The following is a 22,750-nucleotide window of genomic DNA, read 5'->3' on the forward strand; positions in this document are numbered from 1 at the left end:
TGGTGTGCACCATGACCAAGCGAACTTCGGTGCGGCAGCGCCGGGTCTCCGCCGAGCTGCGGTTGCTGCGCCTGGAGGCGGGGCTGACGTGCAAAGAGGTTTCCGACGGCCTCGGCTTCTCCGAGAGCAAGATCTCCCGCATGGAGACGGGCAACCGCGGCCTGTACACCGACGACGTCTCCACCATCCTCGGCTTCCTCAGAGCCCCGAGCGAGAAGCGGCAGGAGCTGATGCAGCTGCTGCGCGAGGGAGAACAGCGCAACTGGCACGAGATCCACGGCAAGCTGCCACCCAATTGGAAGCAGCTGATCCGCTTCGAGGACGAAGCTTCGGCCATCAAGAACTACGAGCCGCTTTTGATTCCGGGGCTGGCGCAAACCCCCGAGTACACGCGGGCTTTGGTTCACAGCATCGACCGACAGCTGGATGAGATCGACGTCGACAAACTGATCGCCGCGCGGGTGAGCCGCCAGCTCGTGTTGAGCCGGGCGAACGGTCCCGCGGTACACCTGCTGATCGAGGAAGGGGTCCTGCGAAGGTTCGTCGGTGGGCCGGAGGTGATGCGCGGGCAGCTGCAGCACCTTCAGCTGATGGCAAACCGGTCAAAGGTCACCCTCCAAGTGGTGCCGTTCTCAGCAGGCGGTCATCCCGGCCTCGAAGGTCCCCTCGTGCTGCTCGAATTCTCCGAGCAGCCGACTCTCGCTTACGCGGAAACCCGTGGCGCCAGCAGCTTCCTCGAAGATGAAGCATCAGTCGCACGCGTTCGGCATGCCTGGGGTGGCCTACTTCGCACTGCCTTGTCACCGGATGACTCAGCTAGGCTGATTGCCAGATTGATCGGCAACCCATCCGAGGAGCCCGAACCATGATCGTCACCGATCCCGCTCAGGCCACTTGGCGGAAGAGTTCTTACAGCTCCACAGAGGCCAACTGTGTCGAGGTCGGGTCCTGGCGCAAGAGTTCCTTCAGCACCGACCAGGCCAACTGCGTCGAGGTTGGTGGCTGGCACAAGAGTTCTCACAGCACCACGCAAGCGAACTGTGTCGAGGTGGCCACCTCCGTGGTGGAGGTCGGAGTGCGGGACACGAAGGACCGTGCGGCTGGTCACCTCACCGTTTCGGCTGAAGCGTGGACCTCGTTCCTCACCGCCGTCACGCGCTGAGAGAGATCACGTGCTGGTGACACCTTCCGGGTGAGGTTCGCCCGCCTGTCCGTGACCGGCTACCTTCTGCGGGTGGCGTACGGGGAGGATCGGGGATGACCAGCACGGTGACGCGGCCGGAGACGTCTGCGCCCGCTGGGGGCGCGGACGCGCCCCCGCCGGAGGAGCCGGAAGGCCGCAGCGGCATCGCGGGGCTCTTGGAGCTGCCCGGCCAGGCGGTGCGCGCGGTCGTGAGAACGGCGAAGACGACGCCGGGCCGGCTGTCGGTGATCGCGGTCGGTGTGGTGCTGCTGTCGCTGGTGGCGGGGCTCGTCGCGACGCTGTCCGTGCAGGACAAAGATGACACGATCGAGGGTTTGATCGACCACCGCGAGCCACTCGCCGTGGCGGCGCAGCAGGTTTTCCGCTCGCTCTCGGACGCGGATGCGACGGCGGCGACCACGTTCCTGTCGGTGGGCACCGAACCGCCCGAGCTGCGCAAGAAGTACGAGCAGGACATCGCCGAGGCCGGTTCGGCGCTCGCGAAGGCCGCTTCGGACACCGCGGACGTGGGTGACGCCGCTCACCAGGTGGACATCCTGAACCAGAAGATCCCCGTGTACACCGGGATCGTCGAGACGGCGCGCGCGAACAACCGGCAGGGGTTCCCGTCGGGGGCTTCGTACCTGCGGGAGGCGTCGCAGCTGATGCGGTCGACGATCCTGCCCGCGGCGGAAGCGCTGTACAACGCCGACACGACCAAGCTGTCCGACGAGCAGGACGACAGCACGTCGTTCCCGTGGGCGGCCGTCGCGCTGCTCCTGGTGCTGGTGGCGGCGCTCGTCGTGACGCAGGTGTACCTGACGCGCAAGACGAACCGCGTGCTGAACATCGGGCTGCTGGTGGCCACGGCGTGCGTGATCGTGTCGATGCTGTGGGGCGCGGTCGCGCTCGTCTTCCAGGGCACCTCCGTGGCTTCGGGCAAAACCGATGGGACCTCGCAGGTCGACGTGCTGGTCCGCGCGCGCATCGCGGCTCTGCAGGCGCGCGCCGACGAGACCCTGACGCTCGTCGCGCGTGGTGACGGGCAGTCGTACGACCAGCAGTTCATCACGCTCGCGGAGAAGCTCGTGGGCGCCGACGGCCAGGGCGGGCTCCTCGGCCACGCCCGTGACCTCGCGGCCGGCACGCCGGGTCAGCAGAAGATCGAGGCCGCCGAGCAGGCCGCACGCGAGTGGTCGCTGGCGCACCTTCAGGTGCGCAAGCTGGACGACAGCGGGGAGTACCAGCAGGCCGTCGACTTCGCGACGAGCGTGAGCCAGGGCAGCGCCGCGGCCGCGTTCGCCCGGCTCGACGCGAACCTGCAGGACGCGATCGAGGTGTGCCGCCAGGAGTTCCTCGACGACACGCAGTCCGGTGACCGGTGGCTGACGGCGCTGGCGCCGGGCGTCGCGGTGCTGGCGGTGCTGGCGGCGGGTGGCGTGACCGTGGGCGTGCGCGAACGCCTGCGGGAGTACCGGTGATCCCGGCTTCGCCGGTGTGTGTGACTGTGCTGGACCTGACTGTGTTCGAGGGGACTGGGGGCGTGCGGATCGTGGGTGTGCGGAGAAGATTCGAGGAGTACCGGTGATTCGGTCGCGTCACTTGTTCCGGGCGGCCGCGCTGGTGGTGGTCGCAGTCTTGGCTTCCGCTTGCGGGTCGGCACTCCAGCCGATCGATCCGGCTCCGGTGAGTGACGCGGCCTGGCCGATGCCCGCCGACGTCGGTGGTCCGGACGCGACCGCCGGTGGCCCCGCGGACGACAGCTGCGACCCCACCGCGAGCCTTTCGCCGGCGGGCGCGTCGACGAGTTCTCCGTCGGTGGCGAAGATCAAGGCGCGCGGCAAGCTGATCGCGGGCGTCGACCAGACCACGTACCTGTTCGGTTTCCGGAACCCGAAGACGGGCAACCTCGAGGGTTTCGACATCGACATGGTCGACCAGATCGCCGCCGCGATCTTCGGCACCGCCGAGGGCCACGTGCAGTACCGGGCGATCGCGTCGTCGCAGCGGGAGCAGGTGCTGAAGGACCACCAGGTGGACGTGGTGGTGCGGACGTACTCGATCACCTGCGCCCGCTTGAAGGAAGTGGCTTTCTCGACGGTGTACTACGTCGCGGGCCAGAAGATCCTCGTGCCGAAGGCTTCCAACGCCGAGTCGCTGTCGGACCTGAAGGGCAAGCGCGTCTGCGCCACCAAGCAGTCCACGTCGCTGGCCAAGATCGCCACCGACCCGGCCCACCCGATCGCCGTCTCCGTCGACAACTGGTCCGACTGCCTGATCATGCTCCAGCAACACCAGGTCGACGCCGTCTCCACCGACGACACGATCCTCGCCGGCATGGCCGCCCAGGACCCGACCGTCAAGGTCGCCGGCGACCCCATGACCACGGAGAACTACGGCATCGGCATGCCCAAGGACGAACCCGACCTGGTGCGCTTCGTGAACGGCGTCCTCGACACCGTCCGCGCCGGCGCCTGGCAAACGAGCTACCAGAAGTGGGTCGGCTCCCGCCTGGGCCCCGCCTCGCCTCCGTCGCCGAACTACAAGTGATGCCTTCGCCCGCGTCCTGTTTCGCTGCCGGTTTCCGGCGTTCCCCCGGGCGCGACGGGGGCTGGGCTGCCACTTCGCACCTCGGTTCGCCGGTGGCCGCGTCGCCTGCGCTGCCCGCGTTCCGGCCGAGCGCTGCCTCGCGAGGGGGCCTTTTGCGCCGCCGAAGTGCGAGTAGCCCGATGTCCCCGACCGCGCGCGCATTCCGTTCGCCGGTGCCTGCCGGCTCCTGGTGTTCCCCGCTGCGCGACGGAGCCTGGGCGGCCGCCCCTTCGCGCGTCGGCTCGCCTGCGCCGCCCGCGCCGATCGTCGCGTCGCGAGGGGACCGTTCGTGCCGCCGGAGTGCAGGCAGCTCGATGCCTTCGGCCCCGCTCCGTTCGTCGTTGCCGGAGGGCTCCCGGCGTTCGCTGCGGGGCGACCGGGCCTGGGCCGGCGCCCAACCCACGTCGGTTCGCTGGTGGCTGCAGCGCCACCCGCGTTCCGGCCGAGCGCCGCGTCGGATCTTTGCCGCCGAGATGCGAGTAGCCCGATGTCGTCTCGCGCATCGTTCGCCGTTGCCTGCGAGCCCACAGCGTTCCCCGCTGCGCGACCGGGCCTGGGCGGCCGCCCCTTCGCGCGTCGGCTCGCCTGCGTTCCGGCCGACCGCCGCGTCGCGAGGGGACCTTTCGTGCCGCCGATTTCCGCCCAGTGCGAACGGGCCAGTCGTGCCGTTTCGCAGGTGGGGCGGGGGTTTCGCGGGCGCTTCGGTGGTCCGTTCGAACGGACCTGCGCGGTCCGGACCCCACGATCGTGACGCCCGTCTAGGATCACTGACGGAGTTTTTCCGCGAGCTCGGGAGGTAGTTGTGTCGGAGGAGCCGCGCCGTCCTCGGCACGCCGCGCCGGACGAGAACGCGGGCGCCGAGACGCCTTCGTGGACTCCGCCGCCGCCCGTCCGCTGGGACACGCCCGAGCCGTCCGTCTCGGGCCGCCTCGACCCGGCCGCCCGCCCCGCCGACCCCGAATCCCCGACGGTGATCAACACCCCCGTCTACCGCCCGTCGACGCCGGCGCAGGGGGAGCCGCAGCCGCCGTGGGCGCGGCCGGGCCAGGCTGGTTCAGGCCAGCCCGGCCAGTATTCGCCGAACACCGGCAGCCAGCCCGCCCCGGGCGCCTACGCACCGGCCCAGGGCACCGGCTACCCGCCCGGTCAAGGCACGGGCAGCCAACCGCCTTCCGGCGGCTACCCGCCGGCGCAGAGCACCGGTAGCCGACCCGCGCCCGGGTATCCGTCGCAGGGCCAGGCGTACCCGCCGAACCCGCAGTCGCAGTCGCGCGCGCCCGGCTACCCGCCCCAGTCCCACACCGGCCAGCAGCGCCACCCCGTCCGCCCCGGCACCCAAGGCCAGCCCTATCCCGGCGGCCCGCAGTACGCCGGCCAGCCCGGCAACCGCACCGCCGAACCGGGTGCGCAGCGCACCCCGTCCCGCCCCGCCGAACCCGGTCCGGGCGAAGCCGAAGCGCAGTCCGGCAACCTGACTTCCCCGCCCTCCGAAGGCACCCCGGACTCCGCACCGAGCCGCGCCGCCAAGGAAACCGGGGACTCCGACGCGCCGAAGTCCGCGGCAGACAAGAAACTCCCCGGCGCCGAAGACCCCACCCGCCCTCCGGGCGACCTCGCGCCGGTCATCGTCCCGCAGTCGCAGCAGCCGGTCGCGCCCGTCGATCCGGCGGCGCCGATGCCCACCAGCGTGCTCGCCAACCCGAGCCCCGGCACGCAGAGCATCATGCCGCCGTCGCCGCGGGTGCAGCCGAAGGAAGACCTGCCCGACCCGGGCACGGACAGCGTGATCGCGGCGTCCGGCAGCGAAGGCCGCGAAAGCAGCGAACAGGGCAGCCAAGGCAGCCAGGGCACGGGCACCGGAACGGGCTCGCACGGCACCAGCGGCACCGGCTCGTTCCCCGGCACCTCGCGCCGCACCGGCAGCCGCACGTCTTCACGACGGTCGAGGCGCGGCCGCCTGGGCGCCGGCCTCATCGACGTCCCCCCGGTCCCGTACCGCGATCCGTCCACGGCCGTCCTCCAGAACCCGGTCGTCTCCGAGGAAAAGCGCTTCTGCGGCAACTGCGGCGCGAAGGTCGGCCGCGCCAAGGACGGCAAGCCCGGCAGCCCCGAAGGCACGTGTGAGAACTGCGGCACGTCCTTCTCGTTCCTGCCGAAACTGCAGCCGCACGAGCTCGTCGGCGGCCAGTACGAAGTGCTCGGCGCCCTCGCGTACGGCGGCCTCGGCTGGATCTACCTCGCGCAGGACCACAACGTCTCCGACCGCTGGGTCGTCCTCAAGGGCCTGATCGACACCGGCGACGCCACCGCGATGGCTGCCGCCGCCAACGAGATGCGGTTCCTCGCCGAGGTCGAGCACCCGAACATCGTCAAGATCCACAACTTCGTGCAGCACCCGGACGCCCAGACCGGCAACTCCGTCGGCTACATCGTGATGGAGTACGTCGGGGGCCAGTCGCTGCGGCAGCTCGCCCTGCAGCACCACCGGGAGAGCAAGCGGCCGGAGCCGTTGCCGATCGGCCAGGTCATCGCGTACGGCCTCGAGATCCTGCCCGCGCTCGGCTACCTCCACAGCCAGGGCCTGCTCTACTGCGACCTCAAGCCCGACAACGTGATCCAGACCCACGAGCAGCTGAAGCTGATCGACCTGGGTGCCGTCCGGCGCGTCGACGACTACGAGAGCCCGCTGTTCTTCACCACCGGCTACAGCGCGCCCGAGCTCGCGTCGCAGGGTGCGTCGATCTCGTCGGACCTCTACACCGTCGGGCGCACGCTGGCCGTCCTGAGCTTCGAGTTCCAGGGCTACACCACGAAGTTCAAGACGGCGCTGCCCGGTCCGGACCAGGTGCCGCTGTTCGCGCTCTTCGGTTCGTACTACCGGTTCCTCAAGCGCGCGACCCACAACGACCCCGACCGCCGGTTCCTGGCCGCCGAAGACATGGCCGACCAGCTCACGGGCGTGCTGCGCGAGATCATGGCGCTCGGCACGAACAAGCCGCGCCCGGCCGCGTCGACGGTGTTCGGCCCGGAGAGCCGGACGTTCGGCGTGCACCTGGTCGTACCCGAGGCCGGCACGAGCGTGCCGCTGCCCGAGCCCGCCGAGGTCGTCGCCGGACTGCCGATCCCGCAGGTCGACACCGACGACCCCGCCGCCGGCGTCCTCGCCACCACCACGGCGCTCGACCCGCGCGAGGCCATCGAGGCCCTCGCGGGCGCGCCGCGGGAGTCGATCGAGGTGCGCCTGCGGATCGTCCGCGCGCGCATCGAGCTGGGCGAGTTCGTCGAAGCCCAGCGCCAGCTCCAGGCCGCCCAGTACCTCGCCATCCGCGGCGGCTTCCCGCACGACTGGCGCATCGACTGGTACCGCGGCCTCATCGAACTGGCCGGCGCCCGCCCGCGCGTCGCCCACGTCGCCTTCGAAGCCGTGTACGACGACCTCCCCGGCGAGATCGCGCCGAAGCTCGCGCTCGCCGTCAGCGCCGAAGGTGTCGGCGACTACTTCGGCGCCGCGCGCTACTACGAGCTCGTCTGGCGCACCGACCGCACCTACGTGAGCGCCGCCTTCGGCCTCGCCCGCGTGTACCTGGCGCAGGGCGCGCGCACCAGCGCCGTCGAAGTCCTGGAAACCGTCCCCGCGACCTCCACGCACTACCTCGACGCCCAGGTCGCCTCCATCAAGATCAAAACCCAGACCGGCAACGCCGAACAGACCACCGTGTCCGAACAGGACCTCCTCGACGCCTCCGTCCGCCTCGAACGCCTCAACCTCGACGCGGAACGCCGCACCCGCCTCTCCGCGGAAGTCCTGGAGGCCGCCTACGACTGGCTCCGCGCGGACTCCTCGACCCCCTCGGACACCTCCAAGGTCCTCGGCTACGCCCTGGAAGAACGCGACGTCCGCTTCGGCCTCGAACGCTGCTACCGCACCCTCGCCCGCCTCGCCGGCTCGGCGGAGGACCGCATCACGTTGGTGGACCGCGCGAACTCGATCCGCCCGCGCACGCTGACGTAGCTGCTAGGTCCGCCGGTTTTCGGACTGGCCTGGTGGGGTGCGGCTTCGTTTGTGTGCCGGGTTGGCGTAGCTGCTCGGCCGGTGCCTGCCGGCGGGTTTGGGACTGGCCCGGCGGGCGCGGCCTCGGTTGCGTGCAGGGTTGGCGTAGCTGCTTGGCCAGTGCCTCCGCACCGGCTTTCGGACTGGCCTGGTGGGTGCGGCTTCGTTTGTGTGCAGGGTTGGCGTAGCTGCTTGGCGAGTGCCTGCCCACCGGTTTTCGAACTGGCCTGATGGGCCCCGCCTCGGTTGCGTGGCGGGTTGGCGTAGCTGCTCGGCCAGTGCCTCCGCACCGGCTTTCGGACTGGCCTGGTGGGCTCCGCCTCGGTTGCGTGCGTGTTGGTGTAGCTGCGGTCGGTGCCAGCCGGTGCTGGTTCTGCTTTGGCGTGCGCCGCCGCGTTCCGCCTGCGCACGCTGACGTGGCCCCGTTCGGTCCGATCCGGTCTTCGATCCGGCGGGGCGAGCGCTCGACTGCCTTGCCACGTGCATCCGTACCGGCCGACTCCTCGCCGTAGCTTCAGGGATGCGCGCATCCCACCGGTGCTCGAACCGGCCCGGCGGGCCCGACTAGAGCCGCTGCGTGATCTCGGTTCGAGCCTCGATCACCCGTTCTTGCCTTCTCACGTCAGCGAACCCCGGGCCAGCAGCCGAGCCACTGCTAGCCGCGGTCATCCCCGTGTGCGCCCGCAAACCCCGCATCGGCCGTTGGGCTTGGCGCGGCCACCCGGCTCCAACGAGATGCCCCTGCGCGCGTAAACGCGCAGCCCGCACGCCCGTCACCCGGCAAACCTCGCCCCACGCCCATCCACCCGAAGTTGTCCACAGCATCCCCAAGTTGTGGACAACTCGGCCTCCAACTGGCTCAACCAGCGTTTTTGTCGGTGCCCACCGGTAGAATGGACTCGGGGACGCCCCCCTCGGGAGGGCGGGGGCCTGTCCGCCCGAGCCCCGCGCCCACAACAGCCCGGCCTGAAGCCGGCGAGCGGACGAGACCACAGGTCAGGGGTTGATCTCCCACTCCTCATCACGCTGCCGCTTCTGCTTTTCGCGGGCGTCGGCCAGCTTTTGGAGCGCCGTGGGGTCACCGTGGGTGGTGAAGTGCTCGAAGCCGACCGCCACGAAGAGGGCGCGGGCCGTCACCGCGATGGGGCCGTCGGGGGAGTCGAGGTGGCCGTCGGCGCTCACGTAGATCTTGCGGCCCGCTGTGCCGTCCAGGCGGGCTTCGATGTGCAGCGTCGAGCCGACGGGCACGGGGCGGCGGAAGTCCGTTTCGAGCTTGCCCGTCACGGCGGGGCGGCGCAGCAGGTTGCCGACCGCGGAGCCCAGGGCCTCGTCGAACGCGCACGCCAGCAGCCCGCCGTGGGCGAGGCCGGGTGCACCCTGGTGGGCGGGCGTCACGGTGAACTTCGAGAGCACCGTGTGCCCCTCGCCGACGACCGAGCGCAGGCGCAGGCCCGCGTCGATCTCGTCGCCGCAGCCGAAGCACTCGTCGAAGTGCACACCCAGTTCGGTACCGGGCGAAGGGGCCTTCGGGTGCACCTCGGGAGGCTCCACGGACACCGGCGGCCACGGTCCTGAAACACGACTCATGCGCTGACGTTAACCCGCCAGTAGCCGTTCGGGGTACGCGGCCTGACCTGCGACGCGCGTTTTCCTCGGCGCACAGTAGTCGGAAAATTCCGGACGGTAGATATTTCGCGACTCACGCTGCCGATTAATCCACGCGGGACGAGACTCGGGAAATGAGCTGTTTCGGAGCTACTGGGTCGCGTACGAGGAGGTCGTCGCGGGGATGAGTGAGGCAACGGCGAAGAAGCCGGACGTGGACCAGAGAACCGTCAAACGAGCGGTCTGGGCCTCCGCAATGGGTAACGCGACCGAGTGGTACGACTACGGCGTCTTCACGTCGGGTGCGATCGCGACGAGCATCGGCACGGTGTTCTTCCCCGGCGAGGGCAACGCTGTGCTGAAGTCGCTCGCGCTGGTCGCGGTCGGGTTCGTCGTGCGGCCGTTCGGCGGAGCGTTCTTCGGTCCACTGGGCGACAAACTGGGGCGCCAGAAGGTCCTCGCGATCACGATCCTGCTGATGTCGGGCTGCACCTTCCTGGTGGGCGTGCTCCCGACGTACGCGGGCAGCTACAGCATGGGCATCGGCGCGCCGATCGCGATCCTGTTGCTGCGCTTGATCCAGGGCTTCTCCACGGGTGGTGAGTACGGCGGCGCGGCAACGTTCATCGCCGAGTACGCACCGACGAAACGCCGTGGTTTCTTCGGGTCCTTCCTCGAGTTCGGGACGCTGAGCGGCTACGTGCTGGGCAACGTCGTCGTGCTCGCGGTGACGCTGTCGCTGCCGATGGACCAGGTCGAGGCGTGGGGCTGGCGGATCCCGTTCTTCGTCGCGCTGCCGCTGGGCCTCATCGGTCTGTACCTGCGGTCGCGGCTCGAGGACACGCCGGAGTTCAAGCGCCTCGAGGCGGCCGGCGAGAAGCCGGAGAAGGCGCCGCTGAAGGAGACGTTCACCCGCAACTGGCGGATGATCCTCAACCTCATCGGCATCGTCCTGCTGCTGAACATCGCGGACTACATGCTGCTGACGACGATGCCGACGTACTTCACGGACACGTTGCACATCAACGACAACACGTCCACCTTGATCATCATCGGCGTCGAGCTGGTGCAGATGGCGATCATCCTGCCGCTGGGTGGGCTGTCCGACCGGATCGGCCGCAAGCCGCTCCTGCTGACGGCGGCGATCGGGTTCCTGGTGCTGAGCTGGCCGTGCATCAAGCTGATGCAGTCCGGCAGCATCCTGTGGCTGATCGTCGGGTTCGGCATTGTCGCGCTGCTGCTGGTCCTGATGCTCGCCGTGATCGGCTCGACCTTCCCGGCGATGTTCCCGACGCGCGTGCGGTACGGCTCGTTCGCCATCGGTTACAACGTGTCGACCTCGCTGTTCGGCGGGACCTGTGGTGTCGTCGTGACGGCCCTGATCCAGAGCACCGGCAACAAGGACTGGCCGGCGTACTACCTGATCATCGCCGCCGCGATCGCGCTGATCCCGATCATCAAGATCCCGGAGACCGCGCGGGTGCCGATCGAGGAGATCGACACCTCCGACTCGGGCGGCAAGCTGGCCGGCGCCACGCGCTGAGCCTCGTCCCACGAGAAACGGCCCGTCCCCTGCTGCCAGGGGACGGGCCGTTTCCTTTGTAGACAGTTGGTCAGCGCGGCTCAGCCGGCTGACTCGTCTCGCTGCGCTCAGCGCACCTCGGCGACAACCTCGGCCGGACGGGGAGCGAAGCGCTTCCGCGACCAGATCGCCAGCCCACCGGCGATACCAACAGCTACTACGGTTTCCATGATCAGTGCCGCGAACACCATTTGCTTCCTCCTCAGGTTCTCGGGCCGGCGGCGCCGGCTGAGCAACGGACTTGTCGACGGTCCGCGTGACCGCCACTGGGAACATCGCCACGAAGGCCGCGGATATTTCGCCGAAAACCCACCTCTCGGGGGTGACGTCCGCCACCCTCCTGTCGAGGGGGTAACAGGGGTCTGAACAGGGGAAACGTCCTCACTGAGTGAGATGTTCAGACCAAAATTTCGTCGCGTTCGTCCGGCTCGGTTTACGACCGGTCGTCTCACTCCGCGGGCTGCCGGATTGGTCTGTTGGCCGCCGCGGCGGGGGCGCGAACGGTCCCCTCGCACGACCGGGCACGAGCGGTCCTCTCGCCCCGCCGATCCTTCTGGTCCACTCGCGCTCCCGCCCGAATTGGTCTACCCGCACCCCTCCCGCAGCGACTGGACCAATCCTGCACACGAGCGGCACCACCGGCCCCTTCGTGGCTCTCGCGCGGTGCGACTGGACCATTCGCAGCTCCCTGGCGGCGCCAGCGGTCCACTCGCGCGGGCGGCGCGTAACAAGCGGACCCCTCGCAACGCTCACTGCGAGCGGTCCACTCGCTCCACTCGGTTTGCACGGCTCCTTCACGGCCCCGCGGCGGGCACCACCGGTCCACTCGCGCGGGCGGCGTGTAACAACCGGACGTCTCGCAACGCTCGCCGCGAGCGGTGCACTCGCTCCACTCGGATTGCACGGCCCCTTCTCGGTCCCGCTGCGGGCACCACCGGTCCACTCGCGCGGGCGGCGTGTAACAACCGGACGTCTCGCAACGCTCGCCGCGAGCGGTCCACTCGCTCCACTCGGGTTGCACGGCCCCTTCTCCGTCCCGCTGCGGGCACCACCGGTCCACTTGCGCCGAAGCACCGACGCGACTGGCCCACTCGTGCCGAGCCACCGGCGTGACTGGTCCCCTCGTGCCACCGCCGCGGCATGACTGGCCCGTTCGTGCCGCCGCGCCGGCACGACTGGACCACTGGTGCCAATCGATGGCACGGCGGGCCAGACGATGAAACGCCGACCTAATCGGTCCATCCGTGCCAATGCACCGGCACGACTGGTCCACTCGTGTCGACGCCTCGTCGCGACTGCTCCACTCGTGTCGAAGCACTGGCGCGACTGGTTCCACTCGGGCGGAAAGTCCGGCAGGACAGGTCCGCTGGCGCCACCGGCTCCGGTATGACTGGACCACTCGTGCCGGGACACAGACACGACCGGTCCCTTCGCACCACCGCGGCAACACGGGCGGTCCGCTGGTACCGAAGCAGCGGCCTCACTGATCCACTGGTATCGAAGTGCTGGCGCGGCCGGGCCTTTCGGGCTCAGCCGGCATCACCGGCCCACTCGTGCTCCGGCACGATCGACCCCTTCGCCGGGCGTCGTCATGCCTAGTCAATTGGTGCCGAGGCGGCGACCTGACCGGTCCGCTCGCGCCGAACCGCCGAACCGCCGACACTGCCGGCTTTTTCGTGCTGTCGCGGGGCGCGACCGGTCCACTCATGCCGAACCGCAGGCACCACTGGTCCCTCCGCGCCGCCGCCGCGGCGCCACCGGTCCACTCGCGCGGCAGGCCCCCCGGCCGCCGCGTCAGCGGGTGGTGGCGGTGGGCGGCGCGGGGGTGTTTTGGGTCGGCAGCGTGGCCAACGGGGGAGCGTGCGAGGGCGTCCGCGGCGACGACGGCAGCGTCCGCGGCGGTTCGCCGGGAGCTTGGCCCGGCCGGCGCGGCGGGGTCTCCGTCCCGGACTGAGTCGTCTCGGGAAGAGGCGGGGCGGCGGGCAGGGAAGAACCGGGGGCGGCGGAAGGAGAAGGCACCGGAGCGACCGTCGACAACCCGGGCCCGGCCGGCTCGACCGGGGCCGGGCCGGCGGTGCCCCGGTGGCCGACCGCCAGGCCGGCCAGCACGAGGACCAGCGCCGTCGCCATCGAGCTGCCCGCGACCGCCAGACGTTTGCGGCGGCGCCGGATGCGGGAGCCGCGGGTGATCACGTCCGAGGCGGACAGCGAGAGCGGCGGGCCGGCGGGCGGGTGGGAGAACAGTGCGCGAACGTCCGGATCCTCCACGACGTCACCTCCCTCCGGTGATCGGCACGGCCGCGAAGTGCGGCCCCAGCTTCGCCCTCAAAGTCGCCAGCCCGCGAGCGGCCTGGCTCTTCACCGTGCCGGTGCTGCAGCCGAGCGCCGCGGCCGTCTCCTCGACGGACAGGTCCTCGAAGTACCGCAGCACCAGCACGGCGCGTTGACGGGGCGCCAGGACAGCCAGCGCCCGCTGCACCACCAGTTCGTCGTCCGTCACCGACGAAGCGGCCGGGACGTCCGGTGGATCGTCCGTCAGCCGCTCGCGTTTCCAGCGGCTGCGGCGGTTCTCGGCGAGGAACGTGCGGAGCACGACCTTGCGGGCGTACGCGTCCAGGCTGTCGCGGCGGGACAGCCGCGGCCAGGCGAGGTACAGCTTGAGCAGCGCGGCCTGCGTGAGGTCCTCGGCGCGGTGCCAGTCGCCGCACAGGAGGAACGCCGTCGACCGCAGGCTGTGCGCGCGCTCGCCGAAGTACCGGGCGAACTCGCCGTCCCACGGCGAGCCCGGCCCGGACGTCGGACGCGAGCGGGAGATCACCTGCGCGATCAGCCCCAGATCGCCGGCAGGTTCGCCTCGCCCGTCGGGCCCGCGGGGATCGCGGTCGGCACGCGGACCTGGCCCGGCGCGCGCGTCGGCAGCGACGGGACGGCCGTCGGCGGGGCGACCTCGGTCGGGCGCTGCGCGGGCAGCGTCGGCGCGGTCGGCAGGGCGGTGGCGGGCGGCTTGGCGGGCAGCGTCGGGGCCGTCGGCTGGGTGGCGGCAGGCGGAGCCTGAACCGGCGCCGGCTGCGCGAACGCCACCGCCCCGCCCGTCACGGCGCCGCCGGCCAGCAGCAACGCACCCACACTCAACGCGAAACGAATACGCAAGACATCTCCTCGACTCGGGCGGGCACCCCCCGGCGCCCCTTCTGCCGGTAGTCATGCCGTCGCCACCCACTCGGGTTGCATCGACTTTTTCCCGATCCCGAAGGGACCGTTCGCCCCGCGAAAAAACGGCCGGGGGCCCCGAACGGGACCACCCGGCCGTCTGCCGCGAAACCGTCAGGCCAGCGCGGAGAGCTTGCTCCACGAAGCCCAGTCGTACGTCCAGTCGCTGTAGTCGCCGTCCTTGGCGGTCAGCGTCTGCGTGCTGCCCGTGATCTCCACCGGGTCACCGGGGAGCACGCTGTCGTAGTAGATCTTCGCGTTGGCCGGAGACAGGTTCAGGCAGCCGTGCGAGATGTTCTTCTTGCCCTGCGCCCAGACGGAGCCGGCGAGGCCGTGGATGAACTCGCCGTTGTTGGAGATCCGAACGGCCCACGGCACGTTGACGTCGGTGTAGCCGTAGCGCGGGTTGCTCATCGAGTACGTCGCGTGCTTCGACATCACCACGTGCACCCCGCTGTGGGTGACGCGGCCCGGGTCGGAGTCCAGGCCGTAGCTGACCGGGAAGTCCATGACCTGCTTGCCGTCGCGGATCACCTGCATCCGGTGCTGCTGGGTGTTGCCCTTGACGATCTGCGAACGCCCGATCGTGAAGCTCGCCGAGACGTCCTGGCGCCCGTAGGTGCCGTTGCCCATCGCGACGCCGTAGATGTTCGCGTTGACCTTCACCGTCGTGCCCGGCTGGAAGTACTCCTTCGGCCGCCAGTGCACGGAGGTGTCGCCGTTGAGCCAGGCCCACGAGCCCTCGGTCTTCGGCGTCGTCTCCACCGACAGCGCCTTCTCCACGGCCGCCTTGTCCTTCACCGCGCTCGGGAAGGTCAGGGCGATCGGCATCGCGATGCCGTAGGTCTGGCCGTCGCCGACGTTCAGGCTGCCGGCCATCTGCCGCCGCGGCTTGACGGTGGTGAAGGCGCCGCTGATCTGCACCTGCTTGCCGTCGTTGCCCGTCGCCTGGCCCGACCAGGTGTACGTCTTGTTGTAACCGAGGTCCTCGGTCGTGCTCCAGCTCTTCTTGTCCGCCGACGGCTGGCCCTGCACCTGCTTGCCGTCGGGGTTCGTGAGCGTGACGGAGCCGAGCGTGCCGTCCGCGACGCTCACCTTCACCGGATCACCCGGCGACACGTCCTTCGCGCCCGCGGCGGGCGCCAGCGTGATGCTTGCCGGCTTCGCGACGGGCGCCTCCTTCGTGGGACCCCCGCCGGCGGCACCGCTCGCACTCACCGTCGCCGGGTCGCCGCTGCACGCCCCGAGCGCCAGCGCGGCCACGACCCCCAGCACCGCGATGCCGGCGCGGCGGCGCGCGAAGTGTCGGATAGTCACACCGATCCCCAATCTCCCCTGGACAACCCCAACCACCCAGACGTCCCGAAGCGCCCGGACGTTGATCGATTAGATGGTGACCAATGTCACACTGCCCGCGGGGCGGTGACGCACAACGTTCGACCGGCTTCGTTACGTGCACCGGCGAAGTCGGTCGATCTCCGGCGTTGCCGCGCTCAGTAAGCCTAACCGGCAGGACCGACAGCGGTGCGTAGGCAGCGATACGACGTTCCGGTGACGTGCGGGTCTGTGAACCGATCCAAGAGATCACGGGCTTCAGATTTGGCCAGATCCCGGTAGGCTGCTCAGCAGGCCGTCGTTTTGCGTGTTCGTGGCTTCACACTCGCGGAACTTCCGACGCGAGCCGTGGGGCCCTACAGCTCTTCGCTCCTCTCGTTGGAACCGCCCGGGATGGCCGGGGTGCCGCTTCGGTGGCATTCGAAGCGGATGTTTTTGCGAGGAGTACAGCGGTGGCGCAAGGCACTGTGAAGTGGTTCAACGCGGAGAAGGGCTTCGGCTTCATCGCGCAGGACGGCGGCGAAGGCGACGTGTTCGTTCACTACTCGGAGATCGAGGGCCGCGGCTTCCGCACCCTCGAAGAAAACCAGCGAGTGGAGTTCGAGGTCGGCCAGGGTCAGAAGGGGCCGCAGGCCCAGAAGGTTCGCGCGATCTGACACAGGCCCAGCGCGTTTTCTCAGGCCTGATTGGGAACCCCCGGCGAGCGATCGCCGGGGGTTCTTCTTTTTGTTGTGGGGGTTGAGGTTTCTGTGGAACGTGGGGGTCTGCCAGGGCGGGTGGGCGCTCTACTGTGAGTAGAACGGCCGGCTTGGGCGGATGGGCGGAGTTCTACTTTCGGTAGTAGTGGGGGATGATTGGTTCTGGTGGGGTGCGAGTGGGGGAATGGTGATTAGGCCAACGGAGTGACGGCGGCTCTTCGATTTGCGGGCGCGTCGTGAACGGTCACGGCGGGCGGTGGCGGTCCGGGTGCGAACGGTCCCGCCGCACGCGTCGCGGTGGGCAATTGATCCCTTTGGCGGTGTGGCTCCGCGCGAACGGTCCCATCGTTCTGGTCTGTCTGGCGCGAGCGGTCCCGTCGATGGTGGCGTTCCGGGCCTGAGCGGTCCCACTGCACCTGACGCGACGCGCGATCAGTCCCCTTGGCGGTGTGGTTTCCCGCGACCGGTCCCCTCGGCTCGTCGGCGTGGCACCAGTGGTCCAGTCGTGAGGCTGGCTTTGGTGTGAGCGGTCCCGCCGTTAGGGCAGCGGCGCGACCGGTCGATCGCCGCTACGACCTTGCGACCCTGGCGGACGGTTCCATCACGCAGCTGCTGCGGCGCGAGCGGTCCCATCGGCGGCGGTGCGGCGTCAGCGGTCCGATCGTGTGCGGCGGCGTGGCGCGGCGCGAGTGGTCCCGTCACGTCCGGAGATCCTGCGCGAGTGGTCCAGTCGTGCGGTCGTGGCGGCGCGAGCGGTCCGATCGGCCGCGCGCTGCGGCGCGAGCGGCCCTGTCGTGCGGTCGTGGCGGCGCGAGCGGTCCGATCGGCCCCGAGACGCGGTGCGACTGTTCGCACCGGTCGGCCGAGTCGCGGGGTGAGCGTGGTTCTTTCGGAGCAGTGGCGGCCGGCGAGCGGTCCCCTCTCGGGCGCGGTGCGGCGCGAACGGTCCAATCGTGCCGCCAGCACGCAAGCGGTCCGTTCCGACCAACAACGCCGCGCGACGGGTCCCATCGCCCACCTGTCAGCGCACGTAGAAGCCCCCGGCGACAACACGCCGGGGGCTTCTACGGGTCAGTGTCAGCGAACCGGGCAACCCAGCCGCTGAGCGGCGGTCAGCGGGGGAGTAGCGGTCCGTCGAACGAGCCGGCAGGGAAGGAGTACTCGTCGGTCAGTGCGTCGGACTCGCGGCGGTTCTGGGCGGAGGAGGCCTGGCCCTCCCAGGAGAGCCGTTCGAGGATCCACTCCATCGCGAGGGCCTGGGGCGAGATGTCGCGCTCGGCAGCGAGTTCCTTGAGCTGCTGGGACGCGATGAGGTTCATCCGCACCTGGTAGACCTGCGCTTCACCGAAGCGCTTGCCGGTGCCGGTGCTTTCGGGGTCGGCGTCCGGGGCGAGGGCTGCGAGGTAGCTGGTGAGCTCCTTGTCCTCGACGACTTCGTCGCCCACCGGCTTGGCGGCGTTGCGGTGCCGACCGGGGGGATCGGCCTTGAGGTTCGTACGGCTGCCGAGGCGGCCGAGTGAGGGAAGAGGCACCCGGACACGATAACGGTTAGGTCTCGGCAAACAAACCACTGTGAGACACGACACAAGCAATTTGCAGCCCGATAAGCGCATTCGACCACCTGATCAGCCCAACAGGCAAACGCCGTTCGACGACTGTCGGTTGATGCCGTTGATCATGGTGCGCAAGTGAACGAATCACCAGGTCGCTGTGCGAAACCGCAGAAATGGAGAGACCCCCGCGCCAGGGGGAGGAACGCGGGGGTCGGAGGGGATCTCCACAGGCGCTGACCGGGGGTGTGTCAGCACCATCGATTGTTGCACGAGTTCCGGGCTTCGGCGAGTGGGAGCGGTGAGAAATCCCGTCTCCGGTTCACATTCACCACCTCGTGAATGCATTGCACGATTGCTGTGGGTTGTGCGGAGAGTGTTCCCAGGTTCACTCTCCGGGGGGCTGCCCGTTGCGCTCGGCTCTGGTTAGCCTCGCGGCCAGTTGTTCCGAACCGGGCGGAGGGGCCATGAGCGGTTCTGTGGAAGTTCGACAGTTCCTCCTTCGGTACGAAGGTGCCGATGGAGGCAGTACGTCGCTGGCCGGCGGTGTGCCGGCGCAGCGCGGGGCCAACGACGCCCAGCGCGTTTCCGACGACCAAGTGCGCCGAGCGCGCCTCGCGGTCGCGAACGGGGCCCTCGGGGTCGAAGACTGCACCCAGCTGCTCGAGATGCTGGGGCTGGACCTCGACGAGAGCGGTCAGGCGCCCGTGCAGCGCTGAACTCCTGAACGTGACGGGACCGGTCGCGCCTGAGCGCGGCCGGCCCTCGTTTTCTGCGGAAGTTCCTTGGCGCACGTTTGGTAACAGTGTTATGTTTGCTGTCATGAAACTGGGAACGGGAACCGCGCGGGACATCCGCGGTGTGGTGCAGACGGTGGGCGGGGCGTTCATGACTTCGTCTGAGCTGGCCGAGGTCGAAGCGGCGGCCGGGCTGCCGGAGCGGACGTTGTACGTGCGCGGCCGCTCGGCGGTGCTCGGCGACGTGCCGCCGGTCGTGGCGGCGGAGGTGTTCGGGATCTTCCCGAAGTGGCTGTTCGAGCTGACGCTCCCGGCGGCCTCGGCGGTGCTCGACGCGCCGGGGTCCGTGCGCGCGTACGTCGAGGGCCTCGCGCGGTGGTCGCGGAACCACCTCGTGGACGTCGAGTCGCCGGCCGAGCTCGCCGATTTGCTACTGCGCGTGACGAACGCCGCCGACGCGAGCGGATTGGTGCTCTTCGCCGGCTGGCGAGCGGTCCCGACGCCCACCGGTGACGTCGAACGTCTCGGCTTCGCCCTCATGCTCTTCCGCGAACTCCGCGGCGGCCTCCACTTCGCCGCGCTGCGCGCCTCGGGGCTCTCCGTGCCCGACGCCGTCATCGTCGACCCAGAGGGCGGCCGCGGCCGGCTCCTGCGCACGGCGTGGTCGGCCGAGGACGCCGACGCCCTCATCGCCGCGGCTCGCCCGGACGCCGCGGAACGGTGGCAGACCGCCGAAACCCTCACCGACACCCGCGTCGACGAGCTCCTCGCCGCGGCCCTGTCTTCAGTCGAGATCGACGATCTGGCGCGTAGGCTGGCTTCGTTGGGCCGTTCTCGCAGGTCCTGACCCGTGCGAGGGTGTTAGTCACCCCCCGGTGCAGGGGCCTGGTGGCGTGCCCTATGCTTGTAATCGCTCCCGGGGGAACCTGAGAGCGCGGTCGGTCGGTTCGCCGAAACCGGCTGGGCTCCCATCGTTCAGTGGCCTAGGACTCCGCCCTTTCAAGGCGGCAACGCGGGTTCGAATCCCGTTGGGAGTACGCAGTACCAAGCAAGGCCCTGTGGCGCAGTTGGTTAGCGCGTCGCCCTGTCACGGCGAAGGTCGCGGGTTCGAGTCCCGTCAGGGTCGCAAGATCGTTCGGCTCCTAGCCGGCGTTCCCGGCCAGGTAGCTCAGTTGGTACGAGCGTCCGCCTGAAAAGCGGAAGGTCGCCGGTTCGACCCCGGCCCTGGCCACCACGGTTTACCTGCGAAAACAGGCCCCCAACCCGACCGGGTGGGGGCCCGTTTCGTATCCAGGGTCTCAACGGGTCTCACGCCGCATCCCTCCAGAAGTACTTGTTCAGCTGATCGGCCACCTCCTCCCGAGCCTCGACCTGCCCGAACCGGTGCAGGTCGGGAGCCGTTCTACTGCTCGCACATGCTCACTGCGCTGGGCGAGTGGGTGTGACCGTGGGGTTGCCGTTGTCGCGGACGGATCAGGCAGCCTTTCCTCTGCGGTAGCCGCAGCGGTGCGACCCCGCCAGTCCGGCGGGTGCTCAGAGGGTTCTCGAAGCGGGTCTCAACCGCCGACGTTCACGGCCCTCATGACAACCCTCCCCGGGAGCACGGCGGGTCACAGACGCGGCGTGCTCGGGCCTCACCTCGTGCTGATGAGGGCGTTCGTCATCGCCGATCGCGGGGGAGGATGGGCGGTATGGCGCCTGAAGACTTCAGCCACCTGTCGTTGCGGAGCATCGCCCACCAGGTCAGGTCCGAGCTGGCGGCCGCCGGTCTGCCGGTGACGCCGGAGGATCCGCCGCCGGGTACGGCGGGCGCGCAGGTGGCGATCGACGCGGCGGACAGCTGCGTCACCGTCGCCTGGGAAACCCACGCGATCCTCCGCGACGCGGCCCACGACGCCTGGGGCGACGACCCGTTCGGCAAGGGCGCGGAGCTCGCCGCGTTCACCCACCTGCGCACCACGATCCACACCGCGATGCACGACGCGATGGCCACGATCCTGACGGAGGCCGGCTTCGAGGTCCGCAAGGCGGCCGACGAACTCCACGTCCTGCGCCGCCTGGAGATGTCCCCGTGGCAAGCCCGCCGCGACGCGCACTTCGACAGCCGGCACGAGCGGAAGGTCGCGGCGTGGCGGCAGCGGGAAGAGAGCTGAAGCCCACCGCCGGCCGGCTGAGGCCCGTCTACGACGAAATCGGCCGCGGCTACTCGCGCGGCCGGCGCACGGATCCCCGCTGGATGGCGCGCATCACCGAAGCCGTCGGAAGCGCCGGCGTCGTGGTGGACGTCGGGGCGGGCACGGGGTCGTACGAGCCGCGCGGGACGGTGCTGGCGGTCGAACCGTCGCTCGAGATGATCGGGCAGCGCGCCGCGAGGCCGCCGGCGGTGCAGGCCGTCGCGGAGCGGTTGCCGGTCAGGGACAACGCGGCGGAGGTGGCGCTGGCCGTGCTGACCGTGCACCACTGGACGGACTGGCGGCGCGGGCTCGCAGAGCTGCGGCGGATATCGAGCAGGCAGGTCGTGCTCGCGTACGACCCGCGCAAGCACGTCGAGTTCTGGGTGACGCGGGAGTACGTGCCGGAGATCGCCGGGCTGGAGCGCGGGCGGCCGGGGGCGGACGAGATCGCCGAGGAGCTCGGCGCGGACCGCGTCGAAGTGCTGCCCGTGCCGTGGGATTTCACCGACGGCGTGTTCCCGGCGTATTGGCGCAGGCCGGAGGCGTACCTCGACGAGCGGGTGCGGCGGAACTCCTCCGCGTTCGCGCAGACCGACCCGGAGGCCGTCCGGCGCGGGATCACGAAGTTGCGGCGGGACCTCGCGGACGGCACCTGGCACCGGAACCACGCCGACCTCCTGGAACAGCAGGAGATCGACGTGGGGTTCCGGTTGATCACCAGCCGGGCGTAAGGCGGCCCGATCGGCCGAAATCGGCCGCCAGGGCGTGTCCGGAAGTCCGCGCCCGCTCCGACTTCTTCGCGAAACCGGCACCAACGGACGAAGGAGCAACCATGAAGTACGCACTCACCCTCCACCTCGACCCCGCCCTGTGGGAGACGCTTTCGGAGGCCGCCAAGCAGGAGATCGGCGACGGGCACGGCGCGTTCCTCAAGCGCAACGCCGCCGAGATCGTCGGGACGCAGGCGTTCGGGGAGCCGGCGAGCAGCAAGACCGTGCGGGTGCGCGACGGGAAGCCCAGCAGCGAGCAGGGGCTGGCCAGCCAGGGCCAGACGTTCTTCTGCGGCTACTACGTGGTGGACGTCGAGAACGAGGCCCGCGCCGTGGAGCTCGCCGCCGAGATCCCGGACGCGAAGTACACCGCGGTCGAGGTGCGGCCGATCGTGTTCGAGGCCTGACGGCCTTGACCTCCACCTTGGTCGAGGTCGCACCCTGGGAACCATGACCGGGGTGTGGCACATCGACGCGGTGGACGTCACCGCGTACCTGCAACGGGTGGGGCGGCCGGAGGAAACCCCTTCGGCCGCCGCGCTGGCGGCGCTGGCCAGGGCGCACGTGGAGACGATCCCGTTCGAGAACGTGGACGTCGTGCTCAAGCGGCACCGGGGGATCGGGCTCGACGTGGTGAGCGAAAAGCTCGTCGGACGGCGGCGCGGGGGCTACTGCTACGAGCAGGCCGGCCTCTTCGCCGCCGTTGCCGAGCGGCTGGGGTACGAGGTGCAGCGGACGGTCGCGCGGGTGCAGCCGCGGCGCGGCGGGCCGTACACGCACATGAACCTGATCGTGACCGTCGACGGTGTGCGCCACCTCGTCGACGTCGGGTTCGGCGCCGGGATCCTGGTGCCGATGCCGCTCGCCGACGGCGCCGTGGTGGACCAGGCCGGCTGGCCGCACCGGCTCTTCGAACGCGACGGGTGGTGGCTGCTGCAGAAACAGACCGCCGACGGCTGGGACGACCTGCACGAGTTCCTCCCGAAGGTCCACAGCGAACCGATCGACTACGAGGTGTACCACCACTACACGTCCACGCACCCGAACTCGCCGTTCACCGGGCGGCTGGTGATCATGCGGCTCGAACCGGGCCGCTTCCGGCGTCTGCTCGGGCGCGAACTCACCGAAGAGCGTCCGGACGGCAGCAGCGAAACCAGGGTGATCGAACCCGCCGACCTCGAGAAAACTTTGCAGGACTTGGACATCGACCTCACGCGCGGCGAACTCGACGCGCTGCTCGACGTGTACTGAGAACCGGGCTCCGGG

The 22,750-nt window shown here is 69.9% G+C and carries 20 protein-coding genes and 3 tRNA genes; 16 read left to right on the forward strand and 7 right to left on the reverse strand.

All coding sequences use genetic code 11. The annotated features are described in order from the left end of the window. Nucleotides 1-11 precede the first annotated feature (11 nt). From ACIA77_RS00705 to ACIA77_RS00725, 5 genes are all read left to right on the forward strand, one after another. Nucleotides 12-869 (forward strand): helix-turn-helix domain-containing protein, encoded by an 858-nt coding sequence (locus tag ACIA77_RS00705; protein WP_395883656.1) that lies wholly within the window; start codon nt 12-14, stop codon nt 867-869. Then, on the forward strand, nt 866-1,162 hold the full coding sequence (locus ACIA77_RS00710) for a DUF397 domain-containing protein (RefSeq protein WP_395883657.1): 297 nt from the start codon (nt 866-868) through the stop codon (nt 1,160-1,162). The genes ACIA77_RS00705 and ACIA77_RS00710 overlap by 4 nt, the downstream gene beginning before the upstream one ends. A gap of 95 nt (nt 1,163-1,257) precedes the next feature. Further along, complete coding sequence (locus tag ACIA77_RS00715) at nt 1,258-2,664, forward strand: hypothetical protein (RefSeq protein WP_395883658.1); 1,407 nt, start codon at nt 1,258-1,260, stop codon at nt 2,662-2,664. A 205-nt stretch (nt 2,665-2,869) separates the two neighbouring features. Continuing rightward, entirely contained in the window at nt 2,870-3,733 is an 864-nt protein-coding gene (locus tag ACIA77_RS00720; RefSeq protein ID WP_395883659.1) for a glutamate ABC transporter substrate-binding protein, read from the forward strand. Between the two features lie 1,714 nt (nt 3,734-5,447). Next, a complete protein-coding gene (locus tag ACIA77_RS00725; RefSeq protein WP_395884302.1) occupies nt 5,448-7,784 on the forward strand; it encodes a tetratricopeptide repeat protein in 2,337 nt (778 codons plus the stop codon). Nucleotides 7,785-8,819: 1,035 nt separating this feature from the next. On the opposite strand, the gene ACIA77_RS00730 is transcribed toward ACIA77_RS00725, so the two are convergent. Further along, on the reverse strand, nt 8,820-9,410 hold the full coding sequence (locus ACIA77_RS00730; RefSeq protein ID WP_395883660.1) for a PaaI family thioesterase: 591 nt from the start codon (nt 9,408-9,410) through the stop codon (nt 8,820-8,822). 202 nt (nt 9,411-9,612) lie between these two features. Between ACIA77_RS00730 and ACIA77_RS00735 the strand changes: the two genes are divergently transcribed. Beyond that, nucleotides 9,613-10,971: an MFS transporter gene (locus ACIA77_RS00735; protein WP_395883661.1), complete on the forward strand. Its 1,359-nt coding sequence runs from the start codon at nt 9,613-9,615 to the stop codon at nt 10,969-10,971. A 107-nt stretch (nt 10,972-11,078) separates the two neighbouring features. Here the strand turns inward: ACIA77_RS00735 and ACIA77_RS00740 are convergent, their stop codons facing one another. The 5 genes from ACIA77_RS00740 to ACIA77_RS00760 form a co-directional block, all read right to left on the reverse strand. After that, entirely contained in the window at nt 11,079-11,201 is a 123-nt protein-coding gene (locus ACIA77_RS00740; protein ID WP_395883662.1) for a hypothetical protein, read from the reverse strand. A 1,603-nt stretch (nt 11,202-12,804) separates the two neighbouring features. Further along, nucleotides 12,805-13,278, reverse strand: coding sequence for a hypothetical protein (locus ACIA77_RS00745; protein WP_395883664.1), 474 nt, complete (start codon nt 13,276-13,278; stop codon nt 12,805-12,807). 4 nt (nt 13,279-13,282) lie between these two features. Next, nucleotides 13,283-13,828, reverse strand: a complete 546-nt coding sequence (locus ACIA77_RS00750; RefSeq protein WP_395883665.1) for a SigE family RNA polymerase sigma factor — start codon at nt 13,826-13,828, stop codon at nt 13,283-13,285. An 8-nt stretch (nt 13,829-13,836) separates the two neighbouring features. Then, nucleotides 13,837-14,160, reverse strand: a complete 324-nt coding sequence (locus ACIA77_RS00755; RefSeq protein ID WP_395883666.1) for a hypothetical protein — start codon at nt 14,158-14,160, stop codon at nt 13,837-13,839. Nucleotides 14,161-14,334: 174 nt separating this feature from the next. Further along, nucleotides 14,335-15,537, reverse strand: a complete 1,203-nt coding sequence (locus tag ACIA77_RS00760; protein WP_395883667.1) for an Ig-like domain-containing protein — start codon at nt 15,535-15,537, stop codon at nt 14,335-14,337. A 470-nt stretch (nt 15,538-16,007) separates the two neighbouring features. On the opposite strand from ACIA77_RS00760, the gene ACIA77_RS00765 reads away from it, so the two are divergent. Then, nucleotides 16,008-16,211: a cold-shock protein gene (locus ACIA77_RS00765; protein WP_003097368.1), complete on the forward strand. Its 204-nt coding sequence runs from the start codon at nt 16,008-16,010 to the stop codon at nt 16,209-16,211. A 1,154-nt stretch (nt 16,212-17,365) separates the two neighbouring features. On the opposite strand, the gene ACIA77_RS00770 is transcribed toward ACIA77_RS00765, so the two are convergent. Then, nucleotides 17,366-17,785 (reverse strand): hypothetical protein, encoded by a 420-nt coding sequence (locus tag ACIA77_RS00770; RefSeq protein ID WP_395883668.1) that lies wholly within the window; start codon nt 17,783-17,785, stop codon nt 17,366-17,368. Between the two features lie 485 nt (nt 17,786-18,270). On the opposite strand from ACIA77_RS00770, the gene ACIA77_RS00775 reads away from it, so the two are divergent. The 9 genes from ACIA77_RS00775 to ACIA77_RS00815 all read left to right on the forward strand — a co-directional run bounded on the left by ACIA77_RS00775 (nt 18,271) and on the right by ACIA77_RS00815 (nt 22,735). Further along, on the forward strand, nt 18,271-18,522 hold the full coding sequence (locus tag ACIA77_RS00775) for a hypothetical protein (protein ID WP_204091923.1): 252 nt from the start codon (nt 18,271-18,273) through the stop codon (nt 18,520-18,522). Nucleotides 18,523-18,625: 103 nt separating this feature from the next. Then, on the forward strand, nt 18,626-19,387 hold the full coding sequence (locus tag ACIA77_RS00780) for a hypothetical protein (protein ID WP_395883669.1): 762 nt from the start codon (nt 18,626-18,628) through the stop codon (nt 19,385-19,387). Nucleotides 19,388-19,504: 117 nt separating this feature from the next. Then, nucleotides 19,505-19,577, forward strand: a tRNA-Glu gene (locus tag ACIA77_RS00785). Between the two features lie 15 nt (nt 19,578-19,592). Further along, a tRNA-Asp gene (locus ACIA77_RS00790) sits at nt 19,593-19,666 on the forward strand. 31 nt (nt 19,667-19,697) lie between these two features. Further along, nucleotides 19,698-19,774, forward strand: a tRNA-Phe gene (locus ACIA77_RS00795). Nucleotides 19,775-20,231: 457 nt separating this feature from the next. Further along, nucleotides 20,232-20,693: a hypothetical protein gene (locus tag ACIA77_RS00800; protein ID WP_395883670.1), complete on the forward strand. Its 462-nt coding sequence runs from the start codon at nt 20,232-20,234 to the stop codon at nt 20,691-20,693. 83 nt (nt 20,694-20,776) lie between these two features. Further along, nucleotides 20,777-21,445, forward strand: a complete 669-nt coding sequence (locus ACIA77_RS00805) for a class I SAM-dependent methyltransferase (protein WP_395884303.1) — start codon at nt 20,777-20,779, stop codon at nt 21,443-21,445. 101 nt (nt 21,446-21,546) lie between these two features. After that, nucleotides 21,547-21,891: a YciI family protein gene (locus ACIA77_RS00810; protein WP_395883671.1), complete on the forward strand. Its 345-nt coding sequence runs from the start codon at nt 21,547-21,549 to the stop codon at nt 21,889-21,891. 43 nt (nt 21,892-21,934) lie between these two features. Continuing rightward, entirely contained in the window at nt 21,935-22,735 is an 801-nt protein-coding gene (locus ACIA77_RS00815) for an arylamine N-acetyltransferase (RefSeq protein WP_395883672.1), read from the forward strand. Nucleotides 22,736-22,750 lie beyond the last annotated feature (15 nt).

Origin of the sequence: Amycolatopsis sp. NPDC051903 (genome assembly GCF_044452505.1) — a bacterium.
Taxonomy (GTDB): Bacteria; Actinomycetota; Actinomycetes; order Mycobacteriales; family Pseudonocardiaceae; genus Amycolatopsis.

Coding starts and splice junctions, on each gene's coding strand:
- ACIA77_RS00725 (WP_395884302.1), top strand. CDS start 5,448: ATGCCCACCAGCGTGCTCGCCAACCCGAGCCCCGGCACGCAGAGCATC.
- ACIA77_RS00810 (WP_395883671.1), top strand. CDS start 21,547: ATGAAGTACGCACTCACCCTCCACCTCGACCCCGCCCTGTGGGAGACG.
- ACIA77_RS00715 (WP_395883658.1), top strand. CDS start 1,258: ATGACCAGCACGGTGACGCGGCCGGAGACGTCTGCGCCCGCTGGGGGC.
- ACIA77_RS00775 (WP_204091923.1), top strand. CDS start 18,271: ATGAGCGGTTCTGTGGAAGTTCGACAGTTCCTCCTTCGGTACGAAGGT.
- ACIA77_RS00735 (WP_395883661.1), top strand. CDS start 9,613: ATGAGTGAGGCAACGGCGAAGAAGCCGGACGTGGACCAGAGAACCGTC.
- ACIA77_RS00710 (WP_395883657.1), top strand. CDS start 866: ATGATCGTCACCGATCCCGCTCAGGCCACTTGGCGGAAGAGTTCTTAC.
- ACIA77_RS00740 (WP_395883662.1), bottom strand. CDS start 11,201: ATGGTGTTCGCGGCACTGATCATGGAAACCGTAGTAGCTGTTGGTATC.
- ACIA77_RS00780 (WP_395883669.1), top strand. CDS start 18,626: ATGAAACTGGGAACGGGAACCGCGCGGGACATCCGCGGTGTGGTGCAG.
- ACIA77_RS00800 (WP_395883670.1), top strand. CDS start 20,232: ATGGCGCCTGAAGACTTCAGCCACCTGTCGTTGCGGAGCATCGCCCAC.
- ACIA77_RS00815 (WP_395883672.1), top strand. CDS start 21,935: ATGACCGGGGTGTGGCACATCGACGCGGTGGACGTCACCGCGTACCTG.
- ACIA77_RS00730 (WP_395883660.1), bottom strand. CDS start 9,410: ATGAGTCGTGTTTCAGGACCGTGGCCGCCGGTGTCCGTGGAGCCTCCC.
- ACIA77_RS00805 (WP_395884303.1), top strand. CDS start 20,777: ATGGCGCGCATCACCGAAGCCGTCGGAAGCGCCGGCGTCGTGGTGGAC.
- ACIA77_RS00705 (WP_395883656.1), top strand. CDS start 12: ATGACCAAGCGAACTTCGGTGCGGCAGCGCCGGGTCTCCGCCGAGCTG.